We start from the raw sequence: 23,415 nt of genomic DNA, 5'->3' as shown, positions 1-23,415 counted from the left end.
TCCCTGAAACGGAAACCGGGCAAGCCTGCTGACACTTCGAGATATGTTTGCCGGCTTCGATCCGGCTGGCATGATAACAGACCATTCAAACAGCAGGCATGGCGGGATAATGCAAAGCGTTTGGACGCTGCTCAGTTGGGGGCCGGAAGGCTGGCTGGACGAGATTGCCTATGGTGTTTTCATCACTGTCAGCCTTGCTCTGGCCACTCTGCCGCTCGGATTGCTGATCGGTTTTCTGATCGCGGTTGCCAAGCAGTCACAGGAGCGCTCGCTCAGGCTGGCAGCCAACATCTACACGACCATCTTCCGCGGCCTGCCCGAATTGCTGACGCTGTTTCTGGTCTTCTACGGTGCCCAGATCGGCATCCAGCAGGTTGTGAAGTTCTTCAGCCCCGGCGCCAGCGTGGAGGTGAACAGCTTCGTATCGGGAATGATCGCGCTTGGCGTGGTGTTTTCTTCCTATGCCAGCGAAGTGTTCCTTTCCGCATTCAGGGCCATCCCTCAGGGCCAGTATGAAGGCGGATATGCAATCGGCCTGTCGAAGTTCCAGACCATGCGGCTTGTCGTTGTGCCGCAGCTTATCCGCATTGCCCTGCCCGGCCTCGCCAATCTCTGGCTCATCCTGCTGAAAGATACGTCGCTGGTTTCGGCCATCGGGCTTACCGACATATTGCGGCAGGCAGGCGTCGCGGCGCGGGTGAGCAAGCAGGCATTTCTCTTCTTCGGTCTCGCGACGCTGATCTATCTCGGCCTCGCCATCATCTCCTCCATCGGCATCGGCCTGATCGAGCGTCGTGTCGGCCGCCAGGAGGTGCAGCGATGATCATGACGAGCAGGAGCACCAAAGAAGTGCTGCGTCCGCCACCGCCTGCACACGGATGGCCGCGCCAGCGCATCATCGGCTATGCGCTCGTATCGCTGTGGATCGTGGTTTTCATCGGCCTGATCGCGTATCTGGTGTCTGCGTGGAAACCAGACATGTTCTGGCGTTATGCGCCCAGCTATGTCTCCGGCGTCTGGGTCACGCTCAAACTGGTCGGGCTGTCCGTCGTGATCGGCGCGGTGCTGTCGGTGCCGATCGCTTATGCGCGCACTTCGCGCAATCCGTTTATTGCAACCCTCGCCTATGCCTATGTCTATTTCTTCCGCGGCACGCCGCTGCTGGCACAGGCCTTCTTGATCTACTACGGGGTCGGCTCCTTCCGCGCGCAGTTCGAGGCGGTCGGCCTGTGGTTCTTCTTTCGCGACGCTTTCAATTGCGCCCTGTTCGCCTTTTCGCTCAACACCGCAGCCTATCAGGCGGAAATCCTGCGCGGCGCCATAGCCAGCGTGCCGAAGGGCCAATGGGAGGGCGCGAACTCTCTTGGTCTTCCGCGGCTGGTAACGCTGCGCAAGATCATCATGCCTCAGGCACTGATCGTTGCGCTGCGTCCCTACGGCAACGAGCTGATCCTGATGATCAAAGGGTCGGCCATCGTCGCCATCATCACCGTGTACGACCTCATGGGCGTGACCCGTCTCGTCTATTCGCGCACTTTCGATTTCCAGTCTTATCTTTGGGCCGCGATCATCTATCTGCTGATCGTTGAAACATTGCGCCACGCGGTGGAATGGATCGAAAAACGCATTACACGACATCTCAAGCGCTGATTCTCCCACGCATCGACGCGGCCCGCGAACGGCATCGCTTCGCATGAAAGGATATTGAACAATGGCAACAGTGGCTTTCCTCGGTCTGGGCGTCATGGGCTATCCAATGGCCGCCCATCTGAAAAACAAGGGAGGCCATGACGTCACGGTCTACAACCGGACCGGGGCCAAAGCGGAGCGCTGGGTGGCCGAGCACGGCGGCAGGTTCGCCGCCACGCCGGCTGAAGCCGCGCGCGACAAGGATTTTGTGTTCTCCTGCGTCGGCAATGACGATGATCTCCGTTCGGTAACGATCGGCCCCGAAGGCGCGTTCCGGAGCATGAAGAAGGGTGCTGTTTTCATCGACAACACCACGGCGTCGGCCGAGGTGGCACGCGAACTCGCCGCTCATGCGGATAAAGCCGGTTTTTCCTTCCTCGACGCTCCCGTGTCCGGTGGTCAGGCCGGCGCTGAGAATGGCGTTCTGACAGTCATGGTCGGCGGCGAGCGAGCCGCTTTCGACCGTGCTCGCCCGGTGATCGAATCCTTCGCCCGAATGGTTGGCCTGATGGGACCGGCGGGCGCCGGCCAGCTCACCAAGATGATCAATCAGATCGCGATTGCGGGACTGGTGCAGGGACTGGCAGAAGGCATTCATTTCGGCAAGAAGGCCGGGCTGGACATCGAAAAGGTCGTCGACGTCATCTCCAAGGGCGCGGCGGGCTCGTGGCAGATGGAAAACCGCCATAAGACCATGAACGAAGGCAAATATGATTTTGGCTTCGCAGTGGACTGGATGCGCAAGGACCTTGGGATCTGCCTCGATGAAGCCGACCGGAATGGCGCAAAGCTGCCGGTGACGGCCCTGATCGACCAGTTCTACAAAGACGTGCAGGACATGGGCGGCAATCGCTGGGATACGTCTTCGCTTCTGGCGCGTCTGGAACGATAAAAGGCTGCCACTCAGGCAGATCGCGCTCTACCGAAGAATGCGATCTGCTCAAGGTGTTCCTGAATACGTTGTTTCCTCAAAACAGGCTCTTGCTTCCCGGCACCATGCTTTATCTGTGCCCACGCGGTTTTCTTGCTTGTTCGTATCATTTAATCCGCTAATCATCGCATCCCATGGCAAGTGCATCGCAAGAACCACGAAAAGCAACACTCGACCGCATCGATATCGCTATTCTCGATACGTTGCAGAAGGACGGGCGCATTCCCAATGCGGCCCTAGCCGAGAAGGTCGGGCTGTCACAGTCCGCCTGTTCGCGTCGCCTCGACAATCTGGAGCGCTCCGGCACGATCCGGGGGTACCATGCGCGGCTGTCGAACGCGGCGCTCGGGCATCACACGACGGTGATCGTCCACATCTCCCTTTCGGGGCAGTTTGAAAAGACGCTGTCGGATTTCGAGGCCGCCATCAAACGCTGCCCGAATGTGCTGTCCTGCCATCTGATGTCGGGCGAGTATGATTACATACTGCGCATCGCTGCCCGCGACCTCGCGGACTACGAACGCATCCACAAGGAGTGGTTGTCGGCGATGCCGCATGTCACGCGCATCAACTCCTCCTTTGCGCTGCGTGAAGTCGTGGATCGCACAGCGCTCGGCATGAAACCGGAAATGGCCTGATCGCCGCCTTACTTGGCGACGATCACGTCCGGTTGCCCTTCAACAGCCAGAACCATACGCAACCCCAGGACTTTTCCGAGCTGGGTGACACGCGCGGCCGGTCTTTCGCCATAAAGGCCGGAGAGATTTTTCGGGATTACCAGAGCGAGAACGCCGTCATCGCGCTTTCGCCATCTCAGTTGCGGTATGACGCCGGGCATTGCCGCCGAAAGCAGGTAAACCACCCGCATCGCACCGGCCAGAATGCGCGCCCGCTCAAGATAGCGCGGCGTTGCCAGTTCATGGAACGCCGGCGCCAGCCCGCTGAAAAGCCCCTCATGCCGGAACAGATTCGTCAGCGCCAGATAGGCGCGCCCCGGATGATCGACGCCAAGAAACGCAGCATGGGCGATGATGTTGAGCGACTGTGTTCCGCGATATTCCGGATGCGCTCTCCAGCCAATGTCGGCCAGCAGACAGGCGGCTTTCCTGTAGCGCGCCTCATTAACCGTTTCCTCGATGCCGAACGTCCGGAAGGATTCGCTCGTCCACTCGACAAGTTCACGAACGTGGGTAAACGAGCGCGAGCGCAGCCGTGCAAGCTCCTCGCAGGCTGAAAGCAGCGGATCTGCCGTCTGTTCCGCAGCCGGCAGAAGGGAATGGAGATAGCCCTCACGCACACCGACCGCCGACACGATAATGCGCGACGGCTTCATCGCGGTGATGATTTCCTTCTGAACGATGGCGCCATACGGCAACAGCGCACGGCGAGCCTTCGACACGCCTTCGATGCCCTTGATGCGTTCGATATTTCCCTTGGCGACCTGCTTGAGAAAGGACATCGCGCTGGCGGGGTCGATCTCATAGTGATGCATCACGCCAAGCGGATATCCCGTCTTCTCCATATGGAGGCGGGCGAGATTTCGCCAGGTGCCGCCCACGGCATAGAAGGTGCGCCCCTGCCCCGCCTTGAGAAGCTTTGCTCTGGCCACCTCGATGCGCGCGATCTTGGTCGCAACTTCCAGAGAATTGCCTGCCATATCCTGCAGGCGAAGGCCGCCCAGCGGCAGCGTAATGCCGTCGCCGATGGTCGTGCCCGCAACGTCGACAAGTTCGAGGCTGCCACCGCCCAGATCGCCTGCAATACCGTTTGCAGGTTCAAAACCCGAGATGACGCCGAGCGCCGAATAGTAAGCTTCCTGCCGGCCGCTGAGCACGTGAACTTCCGTGCCGAGCACATCTTCCGCCCGGCGGATGAAATCCGGGCCGTTTTCAGCCTCGCGCGCGGCCGCCGTGGCAAGCACATGCATGTGAACGGCGCCCGCTTGTTCGGAGAGGCTGCGAAAGCGCCGGAACTCTTCCATCGCTCTGGTCACCGCTTCAGGATCGAGTTTGCCGGTGGAGACGATGCCGCGGCCCAGACCCGCCAGCATCTTCTCGTTGAACAGCATGGTGGGAGACCGCGCCAGTCCTTCATAGACAACGAGGCGTATGGAGTTCGATCCGATATCGATGATCGAAACCGGGCGCCGGTCCTGAAGCCGGCCCTGAGATGCAGCAATCATCAGCTGGTCGTCGGATCAGTTTTCTTGCGGCGCTTGAACTGCGCGATCCGCTTCGGCGCATGCAGTTTCAAGGCATCACCCCGTCCGGAAAGGCTGGGATTGGTCATGAAATATTCCTGCGCATTGAACGGCTCCTCGCCCTCTTCAATCGTCACCCGGCGCGATGTGCCATCCGGCAATACTTCGAAACTTTGCTGGTTGTCCACCAGATTACCCAGCATGATCTGTCCAAGAATCTGCTCATGCACGGTGGGATTGGTGATCGGAACCATCGTTTCGACGCGGCGGTCGAGATTGCGCGGCATCAGATCGGCCGAGCTGATATAGACGATGGCCTCATCCGACGGCAGGCCGTGTCCGTTGCCGAAGCAATAGATGCGGCTGTGTTCAAGGAAGCGGCCAACAATCGATTTTGCCCGGATGTTCTCCGACAGCCCCGGCACCTGCGGCCGCAGGCAGCAGATGCCGCGCACGACAATGTCGATTTCCACGCCGGCACTGCTGGCATCATACAGCGCATCGATCACCTGCGGATCGACCAGCGAGTTCATCTTCATCCAGATTCGCGCCGGGCGCCCGGCCCTGGCATGGGCGATCTCGTTTTCGATATGCCCGAGAATGCGACTGCGCAGAGTGTAGGGCGAAAGCGCGATCGCCATTTCGTCGGTCGGCTCAGCATATCCGGTGATGAAATTGAATATCTGAGCGACGTCGCTCGCCATCTTCGGGTCGCAGGTGAAGAAGGACAGGTCCGTGTAGATACGCGCCGTGATCGGGTGGTAGTTGCCGGTGCCCAGATGCACGTAATTGCGCAGCCTGCCATCCTCGCGCCGCACCACGGAAGACATCTTGGCATGCGTCTTCAGCTCCAGAAAGCCGAACACGACCTGCACGCCGGCCCGCTCCAGATCGCGCGCCCAGCGAATGTTCGCCTCTTCGTCGAACCGTGCCTTGAGCTCGACAAGTGCTGTCACGGATTTTCCGGCCTCGGCCGCATCGATCAGCGCGCGCACGATCGGGCTGTCGTTGGAGGTTCTGTAAAGCGTCTGCTTGATTGCCACGACTTCGGGGTCGACCGCTGCCTGACGCAGGAACTGCACCACCACATCGAAAGATTCATATGGATGGTGAACGACGATATCCTTCTCACGGATGGCAGCGAAGCAATCGCCGCCATGCTCGCGGATGCGCTCAGGGAACCGCGGATTGTAGGGCGTATATTTCAGGTCGTCGCGCGCAATGGAGACAATCTCCGAAATCTGGCTGAGCGCCAGCGGCCCCTCGATGACGCTGATGCGGTTGCCAGCAACCCCAAGCTCTCCCGCCACGAATTCGCGCAGGCTTTCCGGCATGCGGCTGTCGAACTCGATGCGGATGACCGAACCGCGCCGACGGCGCTTCAGCGCGGTCTCAAACAGACGCACCAGATCTTCGGATTCCTCCTCCACCTCGATGTCGCTGTCGCGGATGATCTGGAAGGTGCCCGAACCCTTGACTTCGTAACCCGGGAACAGACGTCCGATGTAGAGACCGACCACATCCTCAAGCGGAACGAACCGAATGCGGGTCTTGCGATCAGGCAGGCGGACATAGCGCTTCAACGCCGGCGGCAGGCGCAGAAGCGCGCTCATTTCCTCGCCCTCCCGCAGATGACGCAACTGCAGCGCCATGGAGAAACCAAGGTTCGGGATGAAGGGAAAAGGGTGCGCGGGATCGATCGAAAGCGGGGTCAGAACCGGAAACACCTGCTCGCGGAAATACTCTTCCAGCCAGACCTTTTCATCCTTGGTAAGCGCAGAAACGTTGACCGTTTCGATCCCTTCTGCGTCGAGACGTGCCATCAGCTCCGCCAGTACCTTCTGCTGGTCGGCCTGCAGGCGCTCAACTTCGCGCAACACCTGTTCGAGCTGCTGCTCCGGGGTGCGTCCGTCCGGGCTTTTCAGGCTGATGAGCTGGCGCACCTGCCCGGCCAGACCCGCGACACGCACCATGAAGAACTCGTCGAGATTGGCGGCGGATATGGAAAGGAAGCGGACACGTTCGAGCAATGGGTGGCGTTCGTTGCGGGCTTCCTCAAGCACACGGCGGTTGAACTGCAACCACGAAAACTCACGATTGACGAAACGATCAGGGTTGCCGCTCTCTGTCGCCGCGACCTCAGATGTCGTGAACTCTGCCTGTTTTGGCCTCAATCCGCTCATATCCCCGCTTTCCTGCCTCTGCCGGCGTGAAACCCGTCACACCGCCAGCCGGCTACATTGTTTCACATTATCCTCTGGCAGGGTTTTACGACAGTTTGATTTCACAAGCCTTGCAAAGAACCCTGTTATGATCCAAACGCTGGATAACAGCTCGAAGGAGACGATGATGGCTGGCGGTATCATTCCCCACTTCCAGAACGATCAGGGTCACGCAGCGATCGAGATCGGCGTCAAGGAATTCATGTGCGTGGGAGCAACCTCTCCGTACGATCATCCGCATGTGTTTCTGGACATGGGGGCGGATGACGAGAAGGTGTGCCCCTACTGCTCGACGCTGTACCGCTACAATGCGGCCCTCGCTGCAGACGTAACCATCCCCGCAGGCTGCGCCTATATCGACCGGGCCGCCTGAGCGGCAAACGGCCGGAACCCATCATGGCATACAGGGGCGAAAGCCCGATCGTGATCGCCGGGGCCGGCATTGCCGGCCTCACCATGGCGATTGCTCTGGCGCGCCGGGGAATCATCACCCGTGTTTTCGAGCAGGCCCCCAAACTGGAAGCCTTTGGCGCGGGGCTTCAGATTTCGCCAAACGCCGCACGCATTCTCACAGATCTCGGCGTTCTGCCGCATCTGCGCCCCCACGCGGTGCAGCCGCAGGCCGTGCGACTGAAAGACGCCAACACGCTGCGCGAGCTTGCCAGCGTTCCGCTTGGGAAATTCGCTGAACAGCGCTGGAACGCACCCTATCTCGTTTCGCACCGCGCCGACCTTCAGCAGGCATTGCTGACGGAGGCGCGTTCACGGCCGGAAATCGAAATCAACACGGGCATGAAACTGGCGGAGGTTTCGCGCGAACGGTCGGGCCATGTTATCGCAAGCTTCGGGGACCCTGAAGGCAACACGACCACCGCAGAGAGCCAACTGCTGATCGGCGCCGATGGCGTCTGGTCCGCTTCCCGCCGGTTTGTCGAACGGTCTGCCCGAAACCGGTTCAGCGGACAGATCGCATGGCGCACGACCATAGAAACCAACAGTTCTGCCGGAGAAGCGTTTCGCAGGCTTGCGGACAGTGACAGTGTCACCACTTTCGTGCATGCCAGCTTTCATCTGGTGGCGTACCCCTTGCGGGCCGGAGCAGAAATCAATCTGGTCGCATTCACGCCCGCGATGGATATCGCGCAGAGTTGGGCAGTGCAGGCGGAAATGTCGATTCTGCTGCATGCCGTTGCGCGAAGTTCGCCCGCTCTGGCGCGTCTGGTGGAAATGGCTGGGCACTGGACGGCATGGCCGCTTCATACGGTTGACCCGGCTGCCAGCTGGACCGCGCCGGGAATCGCACTCATCGGGGATGCCGCACACGCCGTCACCCCCTTTGCGGCGCAAGGTGCCGCCATGGCCATCGAAGACGCGGCCCTGCTCGCGCAATATATCGCTGAGCTCACCGCCCCTGAACAAAGCGCAATATCCTTGTGGGAACAGCAACGTAAAGCGCGGCTGTCGAAAGTCGCGCGGCGTGGCGCACTGAACAAAATGGCATGGAATGCAGCAGGGCCGGTGGCTCTGGCGAGAAATCTTGTGCTCAGGATGCGCTCTCCGCAAAGCCTCGCAACCGATCTCGACTGGCTTTATGGGTGGCGGCTCCCGCAGGAGCGCTGAACAACCCGCAGCCGCCCTCTTCGTTTCCGCATTCCGGAAGCTGCGCGGCCTGGCAGATTTGCTATGCCGCGCCTGTCTTCCTCAATGCAGAATCTGGCTGAGGAACAGCCGGGTGCGCTCGTGCTGGGGGTTATCGAAGAACTCGACCGGCGTGTTCTGCTCCACGATCTGGCCCTGATCCATGAAGATCACCCGGTTCGCAACCTGACGCGCGAAACCCATTTCATGCGTCACGCACAGCATCGTCATGCCTTCCTCGGCAAGCCCGACCATGGTTTCCAGAACCTCCTTCACCATCTCCGGGTCCAGCGCCGAGGTCGGCTCGTCGAACAGCATGATCTTCGGCTTCATGCACAGCGATCGCGCGATCGCCACGCGCTGCTGCTGGCCGCCCGAGAGCTGGCCGGGATATTTGTGCGCCTGCTCGGGGATCTTCACCCGCTCCAGATAGTGCATGGCCGTCGCCTCGGCCTCCTTCTTCGGAACCTTGCGAACCCAGATCGGGGCCAGCGTGCAGTTTTCCAGAATGGTCAGGTGCGGGAACAGGTTGAAGTGCTGGAACACCATGCCGACGTCGCGGCGCACCTCGTCGATCTTCTTCAGATCGTTGGTAAGCTCCTTGCCATCGACGATGATCTTGCCCTTCTGGTGCTCCTCCAGCCGGTTGATGCAGCGGATCATCGTCGACTTGCCCGAGCCCGAAGGACCGCAGATGACGATGCGCTCGCCGCGCATCACCTTCAGGTTGATGTCCTTCAGCACATGAAACTCGCCATACCACTTGTGCATGCCGATGATCTCGATCGCGACCTCCGTCGCCGAGACCTGCATCTTGCCGGTGTCGACCTCGATCTCTTCAGCGCTGACTGCGTTTTCGGTGGCCATTTGCCATTCCTCTTGCCTAGCGTTTGTGACCGGTATCGAGCCGGCGTTCCATATATTGAGAATAGCGCGACATGCCGAAACAGAACACCCAGAAGATGGCGGCTGCAAAAATGTAGCCGGTCTTTGCCGTCTGCGGGGTCGCCCATGTGGGATCACCCGAAATGTTCTGCTTCACGACGCCGAGCAGATCGAACATCGAAATGATCAGCACCAGGGTCGTATCCTTGAACATGCCGATGAAGGTGTTGACGATGCCGGGTATGACCAGCGTCAGCGCCTGCGGCATGATGATCAGCCCCATCTTTGGCCAGTAGCCGAGACCGAGCGAATCCGCGCCTTCATATTGCCCCTTGGGGATCGCCTGCAATCCGCCGCGCACCACCTCCGCCATATAGGCCGAGGCGAACAGAGCGACACCGATCAGCGCCCTCAGAAGCTTGTCGAAGCTGGTGCCCGGCGGCACGAACAGGGGCAGCATGAAGCTGGCCATGAACAGCACTGTGACCAGAGGCACGCCACGCACGGTTTCAATGAAAATCACCGAAAGCAGCTTCACGATCGGCATTTCCGAACGGCGGCCGAGCGCCAGTATGATGCCAAGGGGTAATGACACCACGATGCCGACATAGGAAATGACCAGCGTCACCATCAGGCCGCCCCACATCGGGGTTTCGACATAACGCAGGCCGAAAGCGCCGCCCACCAGCAGGAAGTAGGCTATGAACGGAAACACGCCGAAGAACAATATGGCGTTCAGCTTCTTGTAGGGTACGCGCGGTATCAGGAGCGGCGCCAGCAGCGCCACGAAGATGATGCCGGTGAGGATCACGCGCCACCGCTCGTCCATGGGATAGCGGCCGAACATGAACTGGCCGAAGCGGCCGCTCACAAAAGGCCAGCAAGCGCCAGACCACCCGGCCGGAAGCTGGCCGCCCTGTTCGGTGGTCAGGCAGGCTGTGCGGTCGGCGCCGGTCCACACCGCTCCAAAGAACAGCCAGTCGAGCGCCCGCGGCAGAAGCGAAGCCACAACCAGCAAGGCAAGCACGGTGAGAACCGAGTCAATCGGAGTAGCGAACAGGTTCTTGCGCAGCCACGCTGCCGCACCCACCTGCGAACGGGGTGCGGTCTCGGCCAGAGCCATTTCGGTGCGCACCCAGGATATGTCATGTTCCTGCATAGCTCACCTCTCCTTCAGGGCCATTTTGGTATTGAACCAGTTCATGAAGATCGAGGTAATGATGCTGATGCTGAGGTAAACGGTCATGAAGATGACCACCACCTCGATCGCCTGCCCTGTCTGGTTGAGAATGGTTCCGCCGATCGCGTAGAGATCGGGATAGCCGATCGCCACAGCGAGAGATGAGTTCTTCGTCAGGTTCAGATACTGGCTGGTGAGCGGGGGAATGATGATGCGCATTGCCTGCGGGATCACGATCAGCCGCAGTCCCTGTCTCGAACGCATGCCCAGCGCCGAATAGGCTTCCGTCTGCCCTTTGGAAACACCCAATATGCCGGCGCGGACGATCTCGGCGATGAACGAGGCCGTATAGAAGGACAGCGCCAGATAGAGCGACAGGAACTCAGGCTTCACATTGAAGCCGCCGGACAGGTTGAACGTACCCTTCTGTGGATAATCCACCGAGACCGGCATCCCAGCCAGCAGATAGGCCAGCAGCGGCAGAAGAATGATCAGCGCAAGGCTGGTCAGGAAGACCGGAAACTGCTGCCCCGTGGCCATCTGTCTTGCCCGCGCGCGCCTTGCCACGTACCAGGACAGGATGACCGCCACCACGAACCCGGCAAGGACCAGCCAGGCGCCCGGTTCCCACACCAGCCGCGGAAAGTAGAACCCGCGATTGTTGAGGTAGGAGCCAAGCGGCAGCGAGAGACTGTCGCGCACATTGGGCAGCACGGCCAGTACGCCCTGATACCAGAACAGGATGACCAGCAGCGGTGGAATGTTGCGGAACACTTCCACGTAGACGGTCGCCAGCTTGCGGATCAGCCAGTTGTTGGAAAGGCGGCCAACGCCGACGAGAAACCCCAGAATCGTGGCTGTCACAATGCCGGCTGCGGCTACGATCAGCGTATTGGCGATACCGACCAGAAGCGCACGGCCATAGGACGAGTCCGACGTGTAGTCGATCAGCCGGTCGGAAATATCGAAGCCCGCCCGCCCCCGCAGAAACGCGAATCCGGTGGAAATGTTGGAGCGACGCAGGTTCTCGATCGTGTTGTCGACGATCCACCACACGCCAAGCACCAGCAGCGCCACCAGAACAACCTGAAATGCAATGCTGCGAACCCTGGGATCATATATCAGCGGGACTCGCGCGGATTCGTCTCTGATAACTTCCTGTGACACTTGGTTCCCCTTGAACAGGTGTCTGAATTCCCGCCGGTGTTTGTTTTTGTGTTCCGGCAGGAAGGGAAAAAGCCGGAGAGGTGAACTCTCCGGCTTTTCTGGTCGTCAGCGGATCGGCATACCGTATTGCAGGCCGCCCTTGGTCCACAGCGCATTGATGCCGCGCGCGATCTTGAGCGGGCTTCCGGTACCAACATTACGCTCGAAGATTTCGCCGTAATTGCCGGTGGCCTTGATGATATTCACGACCCAGTCATTGCCGAGGCCAAGATCGGTGCCGATCTTGGTTTCGGCTTCCGTTCCAAGCAGACGCTTGATGTCGGGATTGGCGCTGTTCTTCATCTCATCGACATTGGCCTGCGTGATGCCGGCCTCTTCAGCGTTGAGAAGAGCAAAATAGGTCCACTTCACGATGTCGAACCACTTGTCGTCACCCTGCCTGACAGCCGGACCAAGCGGCTCCTTGGAGATGATTTCCGGCAACACGACATGGTCGTCGGGTGCCGCCATCTGCAGGCGCACGGCATAGAGGCCGGACTGGTCGGTCGTGTAGGCATCGCAACGGCCCGCGTCATAGGCGGCGTTGGCTTCCTCGAACTTCTCGAACACGACCGGATTGTATTCCATCTTGTTGGCGCTGAAATAGTCGGCCAGATTCATTTCCGTGGTCGTGCCGGACTGGACGCAAACCGAAGCGCCCGAAAGCTGGAGCGCGGAATTCACGCCCGGAAGCTTCTTCGCGTTGATCATGAAGCCCTGACCATCATAGTAGGTGACGCCGGCAAAATTGAAGCCGAGAGCCGTGTCACGGTTGATGGTCCACGTCGTGTTACGCGAGAGAATGTCCACTTCGCCGGACTGAAGCGCTGTAAAGCGGTCCTTCGCGCTCAGGCTCGTAAACTTGACCTTGGTTCCATCGCCGAATACCGCCGCAGCCACAGCACGGCAGAAATCGACGTCAAGCCCCATCCACTCACCCTTGTCATTGGGAGCGGAGAAGCCGGCGAGCGACGTGTTCACCCCACATTGCAGGAAGCCCTTGGCTTTCACATCGTCAAGCGTATCCGCGCTGGCCGCTCCCGCCAGCATTCCGAATGCGGCAGCACCGAGTACACCGATTGCCAACTTTTTCATAACCCACATACCCTTTTCTGTTATCCGGGAATCGACCCGGTTTCGTCGTGTCCAGGCGATCTCCCCCGACCGCTTTTTACTCGGGATGTAAAGTCTTCAAGACCTATGACCCGCTCCCATTCACGAACGTCATCGAAGGCGATAATCTTCGTGAGGTCAAGAAAAATGAATGATTGGGCCAGAGCACTGGTCATTTTGCACTCAACACATTGCCGTAAAAGCAAAATTCATTCCTGAAATTGCGTCATGGTTCCGTTGCGGAAGGCTTCTTCATGTCCTGAAAGCGACATAAAATGTCGCCTGACCACCGATCGTGGGGGTCGTTTCCCCGACCGGCAGCTTTTTGCACAACGAGCAAAATGCAAGCCGCTCAGGGGTATCACGGTTGCGGGTGCACAAGTGCGCCACTAAGCTTGCGAAACAACATCTGGAGCGATCTCTACATGGCCAAAGACAGCACCGATCTGGGCATCAATACGCGCCTTGCCCATTGCGGAAGCAATCCCCGGGATTTTTATGGATTCGTGAATCCACCCGTCGTCCACGCATCCACCGTGCTGTTCCCGGATTCAGCCACGCTTGTAGGTCGCTCACAGAAATACACCTACGGTACACGCGGAACCCCAACCACCGATGCTCTGGCTGCGGCCATGGACGAGCTGGAGGGATCAGCCGGAACGATTATCGTTCCATCCGGCCTTGCTGCCGTCACCGTGCCGCTGCTTGCCTTTGCCGAGGCCGGGTCTCATGTCCTGATCGTGGACTCCGTCTATCATCCCACCCGTCATTTCGCCGACACCATGCTGAAGAGACTGGGCGTGGAGGTGGAATATTACGATCCGCATATCGGCGCCGGAATCGCCGCCCTCATGCGCCCCAATACCAGCGTCGTCTTTACCGAATCGCCCGCATCCAACACATTCGAGGTGCAGGATATTCCGGCGATTTCAAAGGTGGCGAAGGAGGCCGGTGCCGTCGTCATGATGGACAACACATGGGCAACGCCGCTCTATTTCAGGCCGCTCGATTTCGGCGTGGATATCTCCATCCTTGCCGCCACCAAGTACCCCGCCGGGCACTCCGATGTGCTTCTGGGCACCGTATCGGCCAATGAGCAGCACTGGCAGCGCCTGCATGATGGCTTCATCACGCTTGGCTGCTGTTCCGCGCCCGATGACGTGTATCAGGTTCTGCGTGGTCTTCGTACAATGGGCATCAGGCTCGAACATCACCGCACCAGCGCGCTTGTAGTGGCCGAGTGGCTTGAAGGCAGACCCGGTGTGGCCAGCGTGCTGCACCCTGCCCTCCCAAGCCATCCCGACCATGAGCTTTGGAAGCGCGATTTCTCCGGATCGAGCGGCATTTTCTCCATTGTCCTGGACGGCGGCAGCCAGAAGCAGGCGCACGCCTTCCTTGATGCACTGAAGATATTCGGGCTGGGATTTTCATGGGGCGGCTATGAAAGCCTCGCCGTTCCCGTGTCGCTGGCTGACAGAACGATCGCCAGGGGCAAATATGCGGGACCGGTCATACGCCTCCAGATCGGACTGGAAGATGTGGAGGATCTGAAGACGGACCTGCAGCGCGGGCTCGACGCTGCCGCATCGGCCTGAGTTTTCGCCTCAGGTTCTCACTCTGAACCGGCGCAATAAACACTTCCGCTCCGGAATACCTTCAGAGAGAAAACGGAAACGTTGGCCGGGTGGCGGAACCATCGTCTTCACCCGGTCGCTTTCGTGAAAAGTCTTTTCGCCATCCCAACGGGAAGAGGCACTGCCTTTCTTTATCCACGTCGCCGTCGCAGCCAGAATTTCACCGGCACGATAAGGTGCCTTGGCTATTCGGCAGGGACGCGCTGATGACTTTCAAATTCAAGACGGCATTCGATTCCACCAATGCGGCCCTTGCCGCCGCACCGCAAAATGCGCGCGCTACATTTTCAGCCCGCTCCACCCTTGGAGATGGCGTCAACAGCAACGTCGCGATTCGCCAGTTCAACGTGGCCGTCGACGAACCGCAAGCGCTTGGCGGCACCGATACCGCTCCCAATCCGGTCGAATACATTCTTGCCGCTCTCGGCTCCTGCCAGGAGATCACCTACCGTCTTTACGCGGACGCGCTCGGCATTCCGGTGAACAGGGTTTCCGTGCGGCTTGAAGGAGACATCGATCTGCGCGGCCTGTTCAACGTCGACAAATCCATCCGCCCCGGCTTTCAGGGAATCACCGCCGAGGTGACGATAGACAGCCCGGCTTCGGAAAATGATCTTCTCCGCCTCAAAAGCGTCGTCGACCGCCACTGTCCGGTTCTCGATATTCTCCAGAACCCGACGCCCGTGCAAATTGACTTCCGCCACGAGCAGGCTCACGCGCTGGAGCCGGTTTGAGGCACCGCCAACACTGTGGAAAAATCCGGTGAAAGGCGAGCGGAACGAGAAGTTGCAAATGCAGGCTTGCATGCAGGCAGTCGGGCTGATACGGCATCCCCACTCGCAAATTGTTGGTGAAAACTGACAACAGCCGGTGGTCACCGGAGTGTAGCGCAGCCTGGTAGCGCACCTGATTTGGGATCACCGATGCGCGACGGAATTTCCGCTTATTTTCCCGCTAGTTAGAAGCTTCCTTCGGGTCTGGTTTGCTGCTTGGTATGCTGTTTGCGGCTTCCATGGCGGTTCTCATGTCATCCAGCATCGCATGAGCGTATTTCGCGGTCGTGGTAATGTCCTCGTGCCCTAGCATCTGCTGCACCACCTTGAGATTGCCGGAGCGTAGGGTTCTGGTCGCTGCGGTGTGTCGGGTGTCGTGAAATCTGAAATCCTCAACCCCACAATCGGCCTTGTAGCGCCGCCACGCGGTCTTGAAGCCTTCCATGGTAATTGGTCGGCGCTCTCCACGCACCAGCGCTAGGTGCTTGCGTGTGGCCTGCACAACGTAGGTAAACACGGCAGTCGGGTGATTGTCCTTCTCTCCCCAGAGCAAATCATAGACAGGCTGCGTCATCGGAAGGATACGCTTCTTACTCCCCTTGCCGGTGACAGTGATCGTCTTGCCGAAGAAATCGACGCGCTGCCATGTGAGGCTGACAATCTCGGCGCGGCGACAACCAGTCAGGAATGCGAAGCGGACTGCCGGAGCATAGATCTCGGCCATGGCCGCATCGACTTCGGCCAGCAGCTCGGCCGCATCCTTCGCGTCGTACTCGTTGCCCATGACCACGGCCGATGCCTTGTGCACCATGATGAACGATCCATCCGCCATGGCGATCTCATCCCCCGCCATGGCAATGACCGAGGCAGCGGAACCGGCCATGGCCAGAACATTGATCGTCACTCTGGCCGGATGCGCGCGGAGCAGGTTGTAGATCGCCAGCCCCGACAGGAAATTCCCGCCCGGCGAATTGATGTTGACGATGACATCGCGCCGGCCGATCGATGCCAGCGCTGCTGATATGCGTCTTTCGCTGTTGTCGACATCGGAGAACGGATCACGACCGATCGAGCCATAGATGGAAATGACGTTGTCGCCCTCATCCTTCGCCGCCCGGATTTCGGCGTTGAACTCCGCGACCGCCTCATCCGGCGGATCGAACTGGAGCAGGTCGGAATGCTGAAACGCGCGGATCTCGGGAAGCTTACGCAGGCTCATTGCCGTTCTCCTGTTGTCCCGGCGCCGTTGGCAGCTGGCCGGGCTTAGCTTTTCCCAGTTCCTGCAAGGCGCGAACCTCGTCGGCATCCATCCACGGCTGATGTCCGCCGGAGCCAAGAGCCTTTGCGAAGAATTCCGCCTGATCCTTCATTGAGCCGCGCAGCAGGGCACCCTCATTGAACTTGGCGTAGAACTGTTTTTTTTCCTGATCAGTCAGGGCAGATCTGCGGATGGCCTGTTCCCACGCTGTGAACCATGGTGCCAGACCATATGTGACGAAGAACTGTCCAAGCACGTCGACGCCGGAACCCCATGAAGTGTCGTCGAGCATCAGCAGCGGACGCGGAACGCCAAAGATGCGGCCGATTTCCTCGATCTGGTGCTGGCGGGTTTCAAGATGCTGATTGTCTTTGCCGGTCTGCGAAAACGGATTCGCCGTCATATCCTCTTCAAGGATCAGCCATTTGTGCGCGTTATCCGCACTTTCCCGCTCGGCCATGCTCGTTTTGAGACGCTCATAGGCTTCCGGCGAAAGCTGTTCCTTGTGCTGGAGCGCACCCCCGGCGAGCATGCCATTGCGAAACAGACGCGCGGCCGCCTTCTCGGTCTGAAGCGCAAGACCAATCGCCTCGGCCGCCTGCCGGACCAGCGACATGCCACGCAATCCGTCATCGGAGAGGCCGCGAAGGTGCAGGATTTCGTCGGCCTGGAATATGCGCTTGCTGCCCTTCGGCGGCTGGTAATGATACTCGACGGACCAGTCTTCCTTCTGCCGGATCGATATCCGGCCTCGCGGTAGCGGCACCAACCGTATGACACGTCCCATCGACCGGACAATGAGCGCGAATGCATCGCCATCCACCATCGCCCGCATCTGCATCAGGACCTTGAAGTCGAACGCTGATTGCCAGTCGTTCGGCTGGTACATCAAAAGGTCGTAAAGCGGATGTTCCGTCGCCTTCCTGCGCTCATCGCCTGCATGATACAGGTGCGCAGGCAACATGCCGATGCTGTAGGAGATCAGCGACACGCAGCGGAACACCGTTGTATTCTTCAGCGCCGTTGCAACGGTAACGTTCGCGCCACTCTCGGTCAGGGAAGAGGCGCGCATCAATTCGATGATCCGCGACCCGTCAACGGTGAAATGATTGTCCGGCAATGCGGCAGTCACCAATGGCACGGACGGAACGGCGGCAGCGGGCCGCACCGTGGTGCGATCGGCGGCAGTCGCGAACAACCTGTCGATAAAACCCATGCGACCGCCTGCCCTATACCATCAGGATTCCACGGTCCTCATAGACCGAGGTTGTGTCTTCGACGGACATGGCCAACCCGACGCCCATGACGGTGGCGACGATGCCGTCGATCTTGTCGAGGGAGTTTTTCTTGTCCGGCACGTAGTTCAGGTTCACATCGAAGCGGACCGAACAGTGGCCAGCCATCCACGCCAGCACAGGATGCCCGCCGTGCTCGATCTTGCCGGCGAACACCAGGCGCTCGAACTCTTTGGTCGGACCTGAAAGGGTCTGGTGACCCTGCCGCATTTCGACCTGCAATTCGGCATCCATGCCGTCATGCTGGAGATCGCCGGCGAGCTTTCGCGCGTTCCACGGGTCAAATCCGAAAGCCACGACATCGAACTGAGCGCAGGCATCCTTGATCGCCTGCTGCACGAATGTCTGGTCGACGGCATCGCCCGGTGTCGTGAACAGAGCCTTGTCGGCAACCCACTGTTTCCAGTTGACGCGGCGATCTTCCTGCGCCCGCTCGTCGAGCGTATCTTCCGGCACCCAAAACAGCGGAATGATCACCCACTTGTCGCAAGTTTCGTCAGGCGGAATAACAACGACGAGTGCCGTCAGGTCCCGTGTCGACGACACGTCACAAGCGAGGTAGGCCTTCCGTCCTTTGTGCTTTTCCCAGAGCTTGGCCCAGTTCTTCGCAGGGTCCCCGCAGGCTGACCATTTCGAGCGCGGGATCCAGCCCGAAATCTGGTCTACCCAGCGATTGAGGTGATAGCATTGGAAGATCGCTTCCTGCGCAGGCCTGCCCTTTGCCTTTTTGAACTCAGTTCGCAGGTAGTCGAGCGTGGGCGTTAGCCCCAGACTTGGATTTGCCTTCCTCCAGACCGCCTCATCGGTCCAGTCGTCTTCCTCTTCAATGCCGAAGTAGATGACCAGTGTGGTCGGATCATCGAGATCGCCGCGCATGATGGCCAGCGATTCTTCGAACCACTCGAATCCTACACGGTTCTGTTTGCGCCCTGCTGTCGAAGCGTAAAGCTCGATCGGCTGGAGCCGTGCGCCCGTACCCTGCCGCAGGAAATCGGCCAGATCACGCGTGCGCCATTCATGTATCTCGTCACCAACGATGACCGTGGGTGACCTGCCATGCTTACCATCCGGCATACCGGTGAGCAGCTGGCATAGCGACGTGGTTTCCCGCAGGAATATGCTCTTGGCATGCAGGGATACACGCTCACGGCCATTCAGCTCCTTGACATCAATCGCCATCATTCCGCTGCCTCAGCCTTCTGCCTGTTGATCATCGCCTCGAATTCGCCAAGCTGCTCCGGGCCACCCGCCGGGAACCACACCCACTCAGGGCCATCTGGCAGCCATGGCCAGCCGCGCTGTTCATGATACTGGCGCCACGCCACCCACAATTCACTGCCGGCTTTCACCTGCTCGAAATCAGCTGCTGCATCCTCCAGCCAGAGATCGGAAGCATTCACGGTCCATCCCCGCCGGCTTTCTGCTGCGCGATGCATATCGTTGACGCGTGGCCAACCATGCGCAGCGATGCGCTCCCTGCGCATCCTCTCAGCCGCCTCGCCGCCCTCGGTCAGCATCTTTTCGATGAACGCCGAAGGCTTCGGCAGCGGAGCATGCGGCCCGAACAATTCGGCAAACCGCAGCGCGTTCCAGAGCTTTCCGAAGGGCGCAGCGACTTTGCGCAGATCGGCCTCTACAGCCGCTTTCAGCACGTTTTCCGGAAGATCGAGGAACTTTCGTTCCCGAAAATACACGCCGAGCGACAGCGCTTTCCTGCCGCAATGCGACAGGTAGACCGCTCCCCGCTCCTCGGCCATCGCCCTTTCGTCAGCGCTCAGCGCCGCAAACTGGGCAACAGTCCATGCCGTCGAGGATTTCGCCCAACCGGGCCACCGCAGCTGGTCGGCCAGCCGCTTCACCCGCCGTTCCAGTACACGCGGGCTGTCGTCGGCATGATCTTCCTCATCCTCGCTTTCGCGCGCGTCTCTCTCCTCTCGTTTAACAGGGGTCGTTAACATTGGTGCCCGCTCATGGGTGGGCACCCTGTGCCCGTCTATGGGTGGGCACCCCTGCCCACCAGTGGGCACCCCCTGCGCCGTGTTTTCGGTAGCCTTTGCCGCTGGAGGATCGATCACGACGCGGTAATCATGCGCAGCGTCCGCGCCGGATGTGCGGGTGTTGGTGCGGTACTCGACGTAACCAGCATCCATGAGCCGCCCGAGCGCTCGCTGCACCGTGGCGCGGCCGCAATTCAGTTCGCGCGACATCCTGACCTGAGAGCGGCAGCACCATCCCAGATCGTCGGTATGCCGTCCGAGCAGGCACAATACCTGCAAGTCACGCGGCTCCAATCGCGCATCCGTCACGGCCATGGCCGGAATGATCGAAAATCGCTGTCGGACCACACTCATATCGAAATCCCCTTCATCGTCCGGTCCTCCGCCATGCATCGTATTCGCCGCGCAGCTGCCGCCATGCGGCGCCGGCGCGGTCACTGTCATTGAGTTCGCGGCGGGAGCGCACACCGAGCAGGCCGCGCACCCGCTGGGCCACGCGGTCATCTGTCAGCGGGCGCTCAAGCCCGTGGTTTTCTTCGAGGAAGACACGGAACGCGGGCTCGGCACATTTGATGGCGCACTCGGCCGCATAGTCCTTCGGGTCGCGCTGTCGCCGCTCCTGTGGCGGTGCCGCCTGCCCTGTCCCACGGGCTTTGCGGTGCGCCTCGATGGCGCGGTCGATCAGCCCCAGCAGGAAGGCCAGCGTGTCCGGCAGGTCGACAACAAGGTCGATCTCATCGGGACTGGCGCGCTCGTCAAAGCGCAGCACAGTGGAATAGCCGCCCGTAGGATCCTGCGCCTGGACAAAGCAGCCATCCGCATCATGCGAGCGCATCCAAACACCCGGCGAGATCGCGGCAAGACGCCGGCGCACCTGTGAAAGGCGGACAGGTTCAGGGAGCGGTGCCATCATTCCCCCTTCGGCATGCGGCCGTGCTTGCGCAGCGTAGTTCCGAGCGCCGCTGCCGCTTTCACGAGATCCCGGCGCGCATAAGCCTCCGGGCTGCCGGAAAACCGAGCCTGCGCCAGCTTGTCGGAGGCGCGCGCAACAGCACGGCAGGCCCGCATGATGTCAGCATCAACGGCATCGGCCTGAGCTTGACGCTCGCAGGCGACGTGTCTGCGCACCTCGTCGAGCAGCAGATCGCGCACTGCAGGCACCAGCGCGCGGGCAATTGGATCAGGATCGAACGAATGAGCCGTCATCGCCCGCCCCCATTGGCAAAGGCGAACAGCGCCAGTCTGAAATCCTCGAAGGCAGCGACAGCCGCCGCAGGCAGGAGGCCGTCAGCGCCACGCGTGGCCAGCATCAGCGCAAGCCGGCGCTCGACATACTGCAACCCGACATCGAACCGTGTTTGCCGGCACACATCGCCAACATCGTCGGCATGGCGCATCACGACGCTGTCAGGCATGCGCAGCAGCAGGGCCGCACGCGTATGGGAATCCTCCGAATGTCGGGCACTGCGCGAAGCCGGTGACGACGAGTTCGGCGCAATCCTTGCGGGCATGCTCGTTGGCGTTTGTGGTGTGGCGCCTTCCCTGTCCCGCACGGATGACGCCACGCACGCCATGATCCGCGCTGCGATTGTCAGCGCCGTGCCCGATGCAATCGATCAGGCCCGCAGCATAGCCGGCCTGTCTCAACTTCCGAGGGCCGACCAATGACCGCGAACTGGCAGGAAAAACGATCCGCCCTGCTCGCCGCCGCATCGGCCGCCAGCGCAGCAACCACCGATCTCGTCGAAGCCAGCAGGGACGCCACGGGTGCCCGGCTTACAAATGCAAACCTCATTGAAACAGCCGGATACCTGATCGACGCGCTGCGCCTGACACTGGAGGTCCGCGAAGATCAGGCCGATCGTCTGCTGATGGCCATGATCGACGATTGGGTGGCCGACAATGTCTGAGCGCATAGCCTCCTGCAACAACTGCGGCGACACCATGCCCGATACCGGACACCGCGCCTGCGAGGCTTGCCGCGCCGAATGGCGAGTTCGAGGACGTAAACCCGGTGGCCCGGCAGAGCAAAAGGAAGTTCTCGCCGAAGTGCTTGCGGTGGCGAAGGATATGGCGCGCATGCTGGAATCCGTTCGGCTCTCGGCCGGTCTAGGCAAAGGTCAGGTCGAGCGGCTGGCAAGGGCAAAATCCATCATACTCAAGGCCGAAGGAGTTCTCCGGTCATGACCATCGCCCGCCACAACAACCTCAATCAGGTCTGCTGCGACACCTGCCCGGCATCCTATCCCAACACTTATGCCGACGAGGACTGGGGCGTCATGGTTGCTGACGCCAAGACCGCCGGCTGGATAATCCGCCCGATCAAGCCTGCTGCCGGCCGCGATACATCGGACCTGTTCGGCAAGGCCCTCCAGTTCGACGCGCGAAAGCCGCTCAACTTCAAGGCCACCGCTGCGCAATACTGGACGGAGGTCGGCCAGCACCACGCTACCAGTGACGACACCCTGCGCACGCTCGACTGGCTCGAATCAGCAGTTGGCGGCACAACCCCCATCTCAGACATTTCGGACGCAACGGTTGCCCGGCTGATCGCCAAGCGGCGAGGCGAAGGTGTTTCGAACGCAACCGTCAACAGGACCGTGACCCAGCCTATGCGCGCGATCCTCCGTCGCGCCCGCCGCACATGGAAGCAAGCGGTTCAGGACATCGAGTGGTCGGATCACTTTCTGGAAGAGGCTCAGGAGAGGATTCGCGAGGCAAAAGCCGACGAAGAGGCAACCTTTATGGAGGCGATTCGCGGCGACTATGCTCCAGCTTTGAGGTTCGCATTCCTGAGCGGCTGCCGGCGTGAGGAGATTGTCGGCCTGTGCTGGACAAGCGTTGATTTCTTCAACCGGGAATTCACGGTTACAGGCAAGCGCAACAAAAGCCGAACGATCCCGATGACCACGGCAATTTATGATCTGCTATGGTCCCTCAAGGATAATCACCCCACTGCGGTTTTTAGCTATCTGTGTAAACGCCCGCGGGAGGGGCAGGTCAAAGGCCAGCGCTACCCCATCACGATGGAGGGCTTCAAAACTGAGTGGCGGCGCACCAAAGGCCGCGCAAAAATTGCCGATTTTCGGTTTCACGATGCCCGGCACACAGCTGCCACCCGGCTGGTACGCGCCACTGGAAACCTGAAAATGGCGCAACAACTGCTTGGGCACACAGAGCTTGCGACGACATCCCGCTACGCACATGTCACCAAAGACGACTTGCGCGCCGGCATGGAGGCTGCTACGGCGTCCCCACAGGCAAAAAAGACGCGGAAAGCAAAGGGGGAATAGCCGGAACATCCGTGGTAATTCATGTGGGACTTTTGGTTCCAAGGGCTGCCACAATGCACCGTTTGTTCTCATTTTCTTTCTGCTGCGGGTTGACTACCAGA

Annotated in this window: 25 protein-coding genes; 12 read left to right on the top strand and 13 right to left on the bottom strand. The window is 60.1% G+C overall.

The genetic code is table 11. From position 1 onward, the window contains the following. Nucleotides 1-109 precede the first annotated feature (109 nt). The 4 genes from MIC97_RS02400 (at nt 110) to MIC97_RS02385 (ending at nt 3,258) form a co-directional block, all read left to right on the top strand. Nucleotides 110-823, top strand: coding sequence for an ABC transporter permease (locus tag MIC97_RS02400; protein WP_183829930.1), 714 nt, complete (start codon nt 110-112; stop codon nt 821-823). After that, the gene (locus MIC97_RS02395) at nt 820-1,650 is read left to right on the top strand and encodes an ABC transporter permease (protein WP_239798689.1); all 831 of its coding nucleotides are present in this window, start codon (nt 820-822) and stop codon (nt 1,648-1,650) included. The genes MIC97_RS02400 and MIC97_RS02395 overlap by 4 nt, the downstream gene beginning before the upstream one ends. Before the next feature lie 61 nt (nt 1,651-1,711). After that, nucleotides 1,712-2,581 carry an NAD(P)-dependent oxidoreductase gene (locus tag MIC97_RS02390; RefSeq protein ID WP_239798688.1) on the top strand — a complete coding sequence of 290 codons (870 nt, stop codon included), beginning with the start codon at nt 1,712-1,714 and terminating at the stop codon, nt 2,579-2,581. Nucleotides 2,582-2,754: 173 nt separating this feature from the next. Further along, nucleotides 2,755-3,258 (top strand): Lrp/AsnC family transcriptional regulator, encoded by a 504-nt coding sequence (locus tag MIC97_RS02385; protein ID WP_183829922.1) that lies wholly within the window; start codon nt 2,755-2,757, stop codon nt 3,256-3,258. A gap of 8 nt (nt 3,259-3,266) precedes the next feature. Here the strand turns inward: MIC97_RS02385 and ppx are convergent, their stop codons facing one another. Continuing rightward, nucleotides 3,267-4,802 carry an exopolyphosphatase gene (gene ppx, locus MIC97_RS02380; protein ID WP_183829919.1) on the bottom strand — a complete coding sequence of 512 codons (1,536 nt, stop codon included), beginning with the start codon at nt 4,800-4,802 and terminating at the stop codon, nt 3,267-3,269. Beyond that, nucleotides 4,802-7,003, bottom strand: a complete 2,202-nt coding sequence (locus tag MIC97_RS02375; protein WP_239798687.1) for an RNA degradosome polyphosphate kinase — start codon at nt 7,001-7,003, stop codon at nt 4,802-4,804. Before MIC97_RS02375 ends, ppx begins: the two co-directional genes overlap by 1 nt. 166 nt (nt 7,004-7,169) lie before the next feature. Between MIC97_RS02375 and MIC97_RS02370 the strand changes: the two genes are divergently transcribed. Together MIC97_RS02370 and MIC97_RS02365 are read left to right on the top strand one after the other, a co-directional pair. Further along, the gene (locus MIC97_RS02370) at nt 7,170-7,415 is read left to right on the top strand and encodes a zinc-finger domain-containing protein (protein WP_183831542.1); all 246 of its coding nucleotides are present in this window, start codon (nt 7,170-7,172) and stop codon (nt 7,413-7,415) included. Between the two features lie 23 nt (nt 7,416-7,438). Further along, entirely contained in the window at nt 7,439-8,662 is a 1,224-nt protein-coding gene (locus tag MIC97_RS02365; RefSeq protein WP_239798686.1) for an FAD-dependent monooxygenase, read from the top strand. A gap of 81 nt (nt 8,663-8,743) precedes the next feature. Here MIC97_RS02365 and MIC97_RS02360 read toward each other — a convergent pair whose 3' ends face one another. From MIC97_RS02360 to MIC97_RS02345, 4 genes are all read right to left on the bottom strand, one after another. Further along, complete coding sequence (locus MIC97_RS02360) at nt 8,744-9,547, bottom strand: amino acid ABC transporter ATP-binding protein (RefSeq protein WP_275592311.1); 804 nt, start codon at nt 9,545-9,547, stop codon at nt 8,744-8,746. 16 nt (nt 9,548-9,563) lie between these two features. Further along, on the bottom strand, nt 9,564-10,724 hold the full coding sequence (locus tag MIC97_RS02355; protein WP_239798685.1) for an amino acid ABC transporter permease: 1,161 nt from the start codon (nt 10,722-10,724) through the stop codon (nt 9,564-9,566). A gap of 3 nt (nt 10,725-10,727) precedes the next feature. Continuing rightward, nucleotides 10,728-11,912, bottom strand: coding sequence for an amino acid ABC transporter permease (locus MIC97_RS02350; RefSeq protein WP_239798684.1), 1,185 nt, complete (start codon nt 11,910-11,912; stop codon nt 10,728-10,730). 105 nt (nt 11,913-12,017) lie between these two features. Then, nucleotides 12,018-13,046, bottom strand: coding sequence for an amino acid ABC transporter substrate-binding protein (locus MIC97_RS02345; RefSeq protein WP_239798683.1), 1,029 nt, complete (start codon nt 13,044-13,046; stop codon nt 12,018-12,020). A gap of 443 nt (nt 13,047-13,489) precedes the next feature. On the opposite strand from MIC97_RS02345, the gene MIC97_RS02340 reads away from it, so the two are divergent. Both MIC97_RS02340 and MIC97_RS02335 read left to right on the top strand, forming a co-directional pair. Continuing rightward, nucleotides 13,490-14,659, top strand: coding sequence for a cystathionine beta-lyase (locus tag MIC97_RS02340; RefSeq protein WP_239798682.1), 1,170 nt, complete (start codon nt 13,490-13,492; stop codon nt 14,657-14,659). A 245-nt stretch (nt 14,660-14,904) separates the two neighbouring features. Then, entirely contained in the window at nt 14,905-15,432 is a 528-nt protein-coding gene (locus MIC97_RS02335; protein ID WP_239798681.1) for an OsmC family protein, read from the top strand. Between the two features lie 220 nt (nt 15,433-15,652). Here MIC97_RS02335 and MIC97_RS02330 read toward each other — a convergent pair whose 3' ends face one another. The 7 genes from MIC97_RS02330 to MIC97_RS02300 are packed head-to-tail and all read right to left on the bottom strand — an operon-like array spanning nt 15,653 to nt 21,436. Then, on the bottom strand, nt 15,653-16,690 hold the full coding sequence (locus MIC97_RS02330; protein WP_239798680.1) for a head maturation protease, ClpP-related: 1,038 nt from the start codon (nt 16,688-16,690) through the stop codon (nt 15,653-15,655). Continuing rightward, nucleotides 16,677-17,945, bottom strand: a complete 1,269-nt coding sequence (locus MIC97_RS02325) for a phage portal protein (protein ID WP_239798679.1) — start codon at nt 17,943-17,945, stop codon at nt 16,677-16,679. Before MIC97_RS02325 ends, MIC97_RS02330 begins: the two co-directional genes overlap by 14 nt. A gap of 13 nt (nt 17,946-17,958) precedes the next feature. Continuing rightward, complete coding sequence (locus MIC97_RS02320) at nt 17,959-19,206, bottom strand: terminase TerL endonuclease subunit (RefSeq protein ID WP_239798678.1); 1,248 nt, start codon at nt 19,204-19,206, stop codon at nt 17,959-17,961. Continuing rightward, nucleotides 19,203-20,375, bottom strand: coding sequence for a helix-turn-helix domain-containing protein (locus MIC97_RS02315; RefSeq protein ID WP_239798677.1), 1,173 nt, complete (start codon nt 20,373-20,375; stop codon nt 19,203-19,205). The genes MIC97_RS02320 and MIC97_RS02315 overlap by 4 nt, the downstream gene beginning before the upstream one ends. A 13-nt stretch (nt 20,376-20,388) precedes the next feature. Then, nucleotides 20,389-20,934 (bottom strand): hypothetical protein, encoded by a 546-nt coding sequence (locus MIC97_RS02310; RefSeq protein ID WP_239798676.1) that lies wholly within the window; start codon nt 20,932-20,934, stop codon nt 20,389-20,391. Next, nucleotides 20,931-21,227 (bottom strand): hypothetical protein, encoded by a 297-nt coding sequence (locus MIC97_RS02305; RefSeq protein ID WP_239798675.1) that lies wholly within the window; start codon nt 21,225-21,227, stop codon nt 20,931-20,933. Before MIC97_RS02305 ends, MIC97_RS02310 begins: the two co-directional genes overlap by 4 nt. Further along, nucleotides 21,224-21,436: a hypothetical protein gene (locus MIC97_RS02300; protein ID WP_239798674.1), complete on the bottom strand. Its 213-nt coding sequence runs from the start codon at nt 21,434-21,436 to the stop codon at nt 21,224-21,226. The genes MIC97_RS02305 and MIC97_RS02300 overlap by 4 nt, the downstream gene beginning before the upstream one ends. Here MIC97_RS02300 and MIC97_RS02295 point away from each other — a divergent pair. Genes MIC97_RS02295 through MIC97_RS02280 form a run of 4 tightly spaced genes read left to right on the top strand, consistent with a single transcriptional unit; the run spans nt 21,435 to nt 23,314 of the window. Then, nucleotides 21,435-21,689, top strand: a complete 255-nt coding sequence (locus tag MIC97_RS02295; protein ID WP_239798673.1) for a hypothetical protein — start codon at nt 21,435-21,437, stop codon at nt 21,687-21,689. The genes MIC97_RS02300 and MIC97_RS02295 overlap by 2 nt on opposite strands. Next, nucleotides 21,686-21,931, top strand: coding sequence for a hypothetical protein (locus tag MIC97_RS02290; RefSeq protein WP_239798672.1), 246 nt, complete (start codon nt 21,686-21,688; stop codon nt 21,929-21,931). Before MIC97_RS02295 ends, MIC97_RS02290 begins: the two co-directional genes overlap by 4 nt. A 34-nt stretch (nt 21,932-21,965) precedes the next feature. After that, nucleotides 21,966-22,208 carry a hypothetical protein gene (locus tag MIC97_RS02285; RefSeq protein WP_239798671.1) on the top strand — a complete coding sequence of 81 codons (243 nt, stop codon included), beginning with the start codon at nt 21,966-21,968 and terminating at the stop codon, nt 22,206-22,208. Further along, nucleotides 22,205-23,314 (top strand): site-specific integrase, encoded by a 1,110-nt coding sequence (locus MIC97_RS02280; RefSeq protein ID WP_239798670.1) that lies wholly within the window; start codon nt 22,205-22,207, stop codon nt 23,312-23,314. The genes MIC97_RS02285 and MIC97_RS02280 overlap by 4 nt, the downstream gene beginning before the upstream one ends. Nucleotides 23,315-23,415 lie beyond the last annotated feature (101 nt).

It is taken from the genome of Aquamicrobium sp. NLF2-7 (assembly GCF_022359935.1).
Taxonomy (GTDB): Bacteria; Pseudomonadota; Alphaproteobacteria; order Rhizobiales; family Rhizobiaceae; genus Mesorhizobium; species Mesorhizobium lusatiense.
This window is presented reverse-complemented; position numbering and strand designations above follow the sequence as displayed.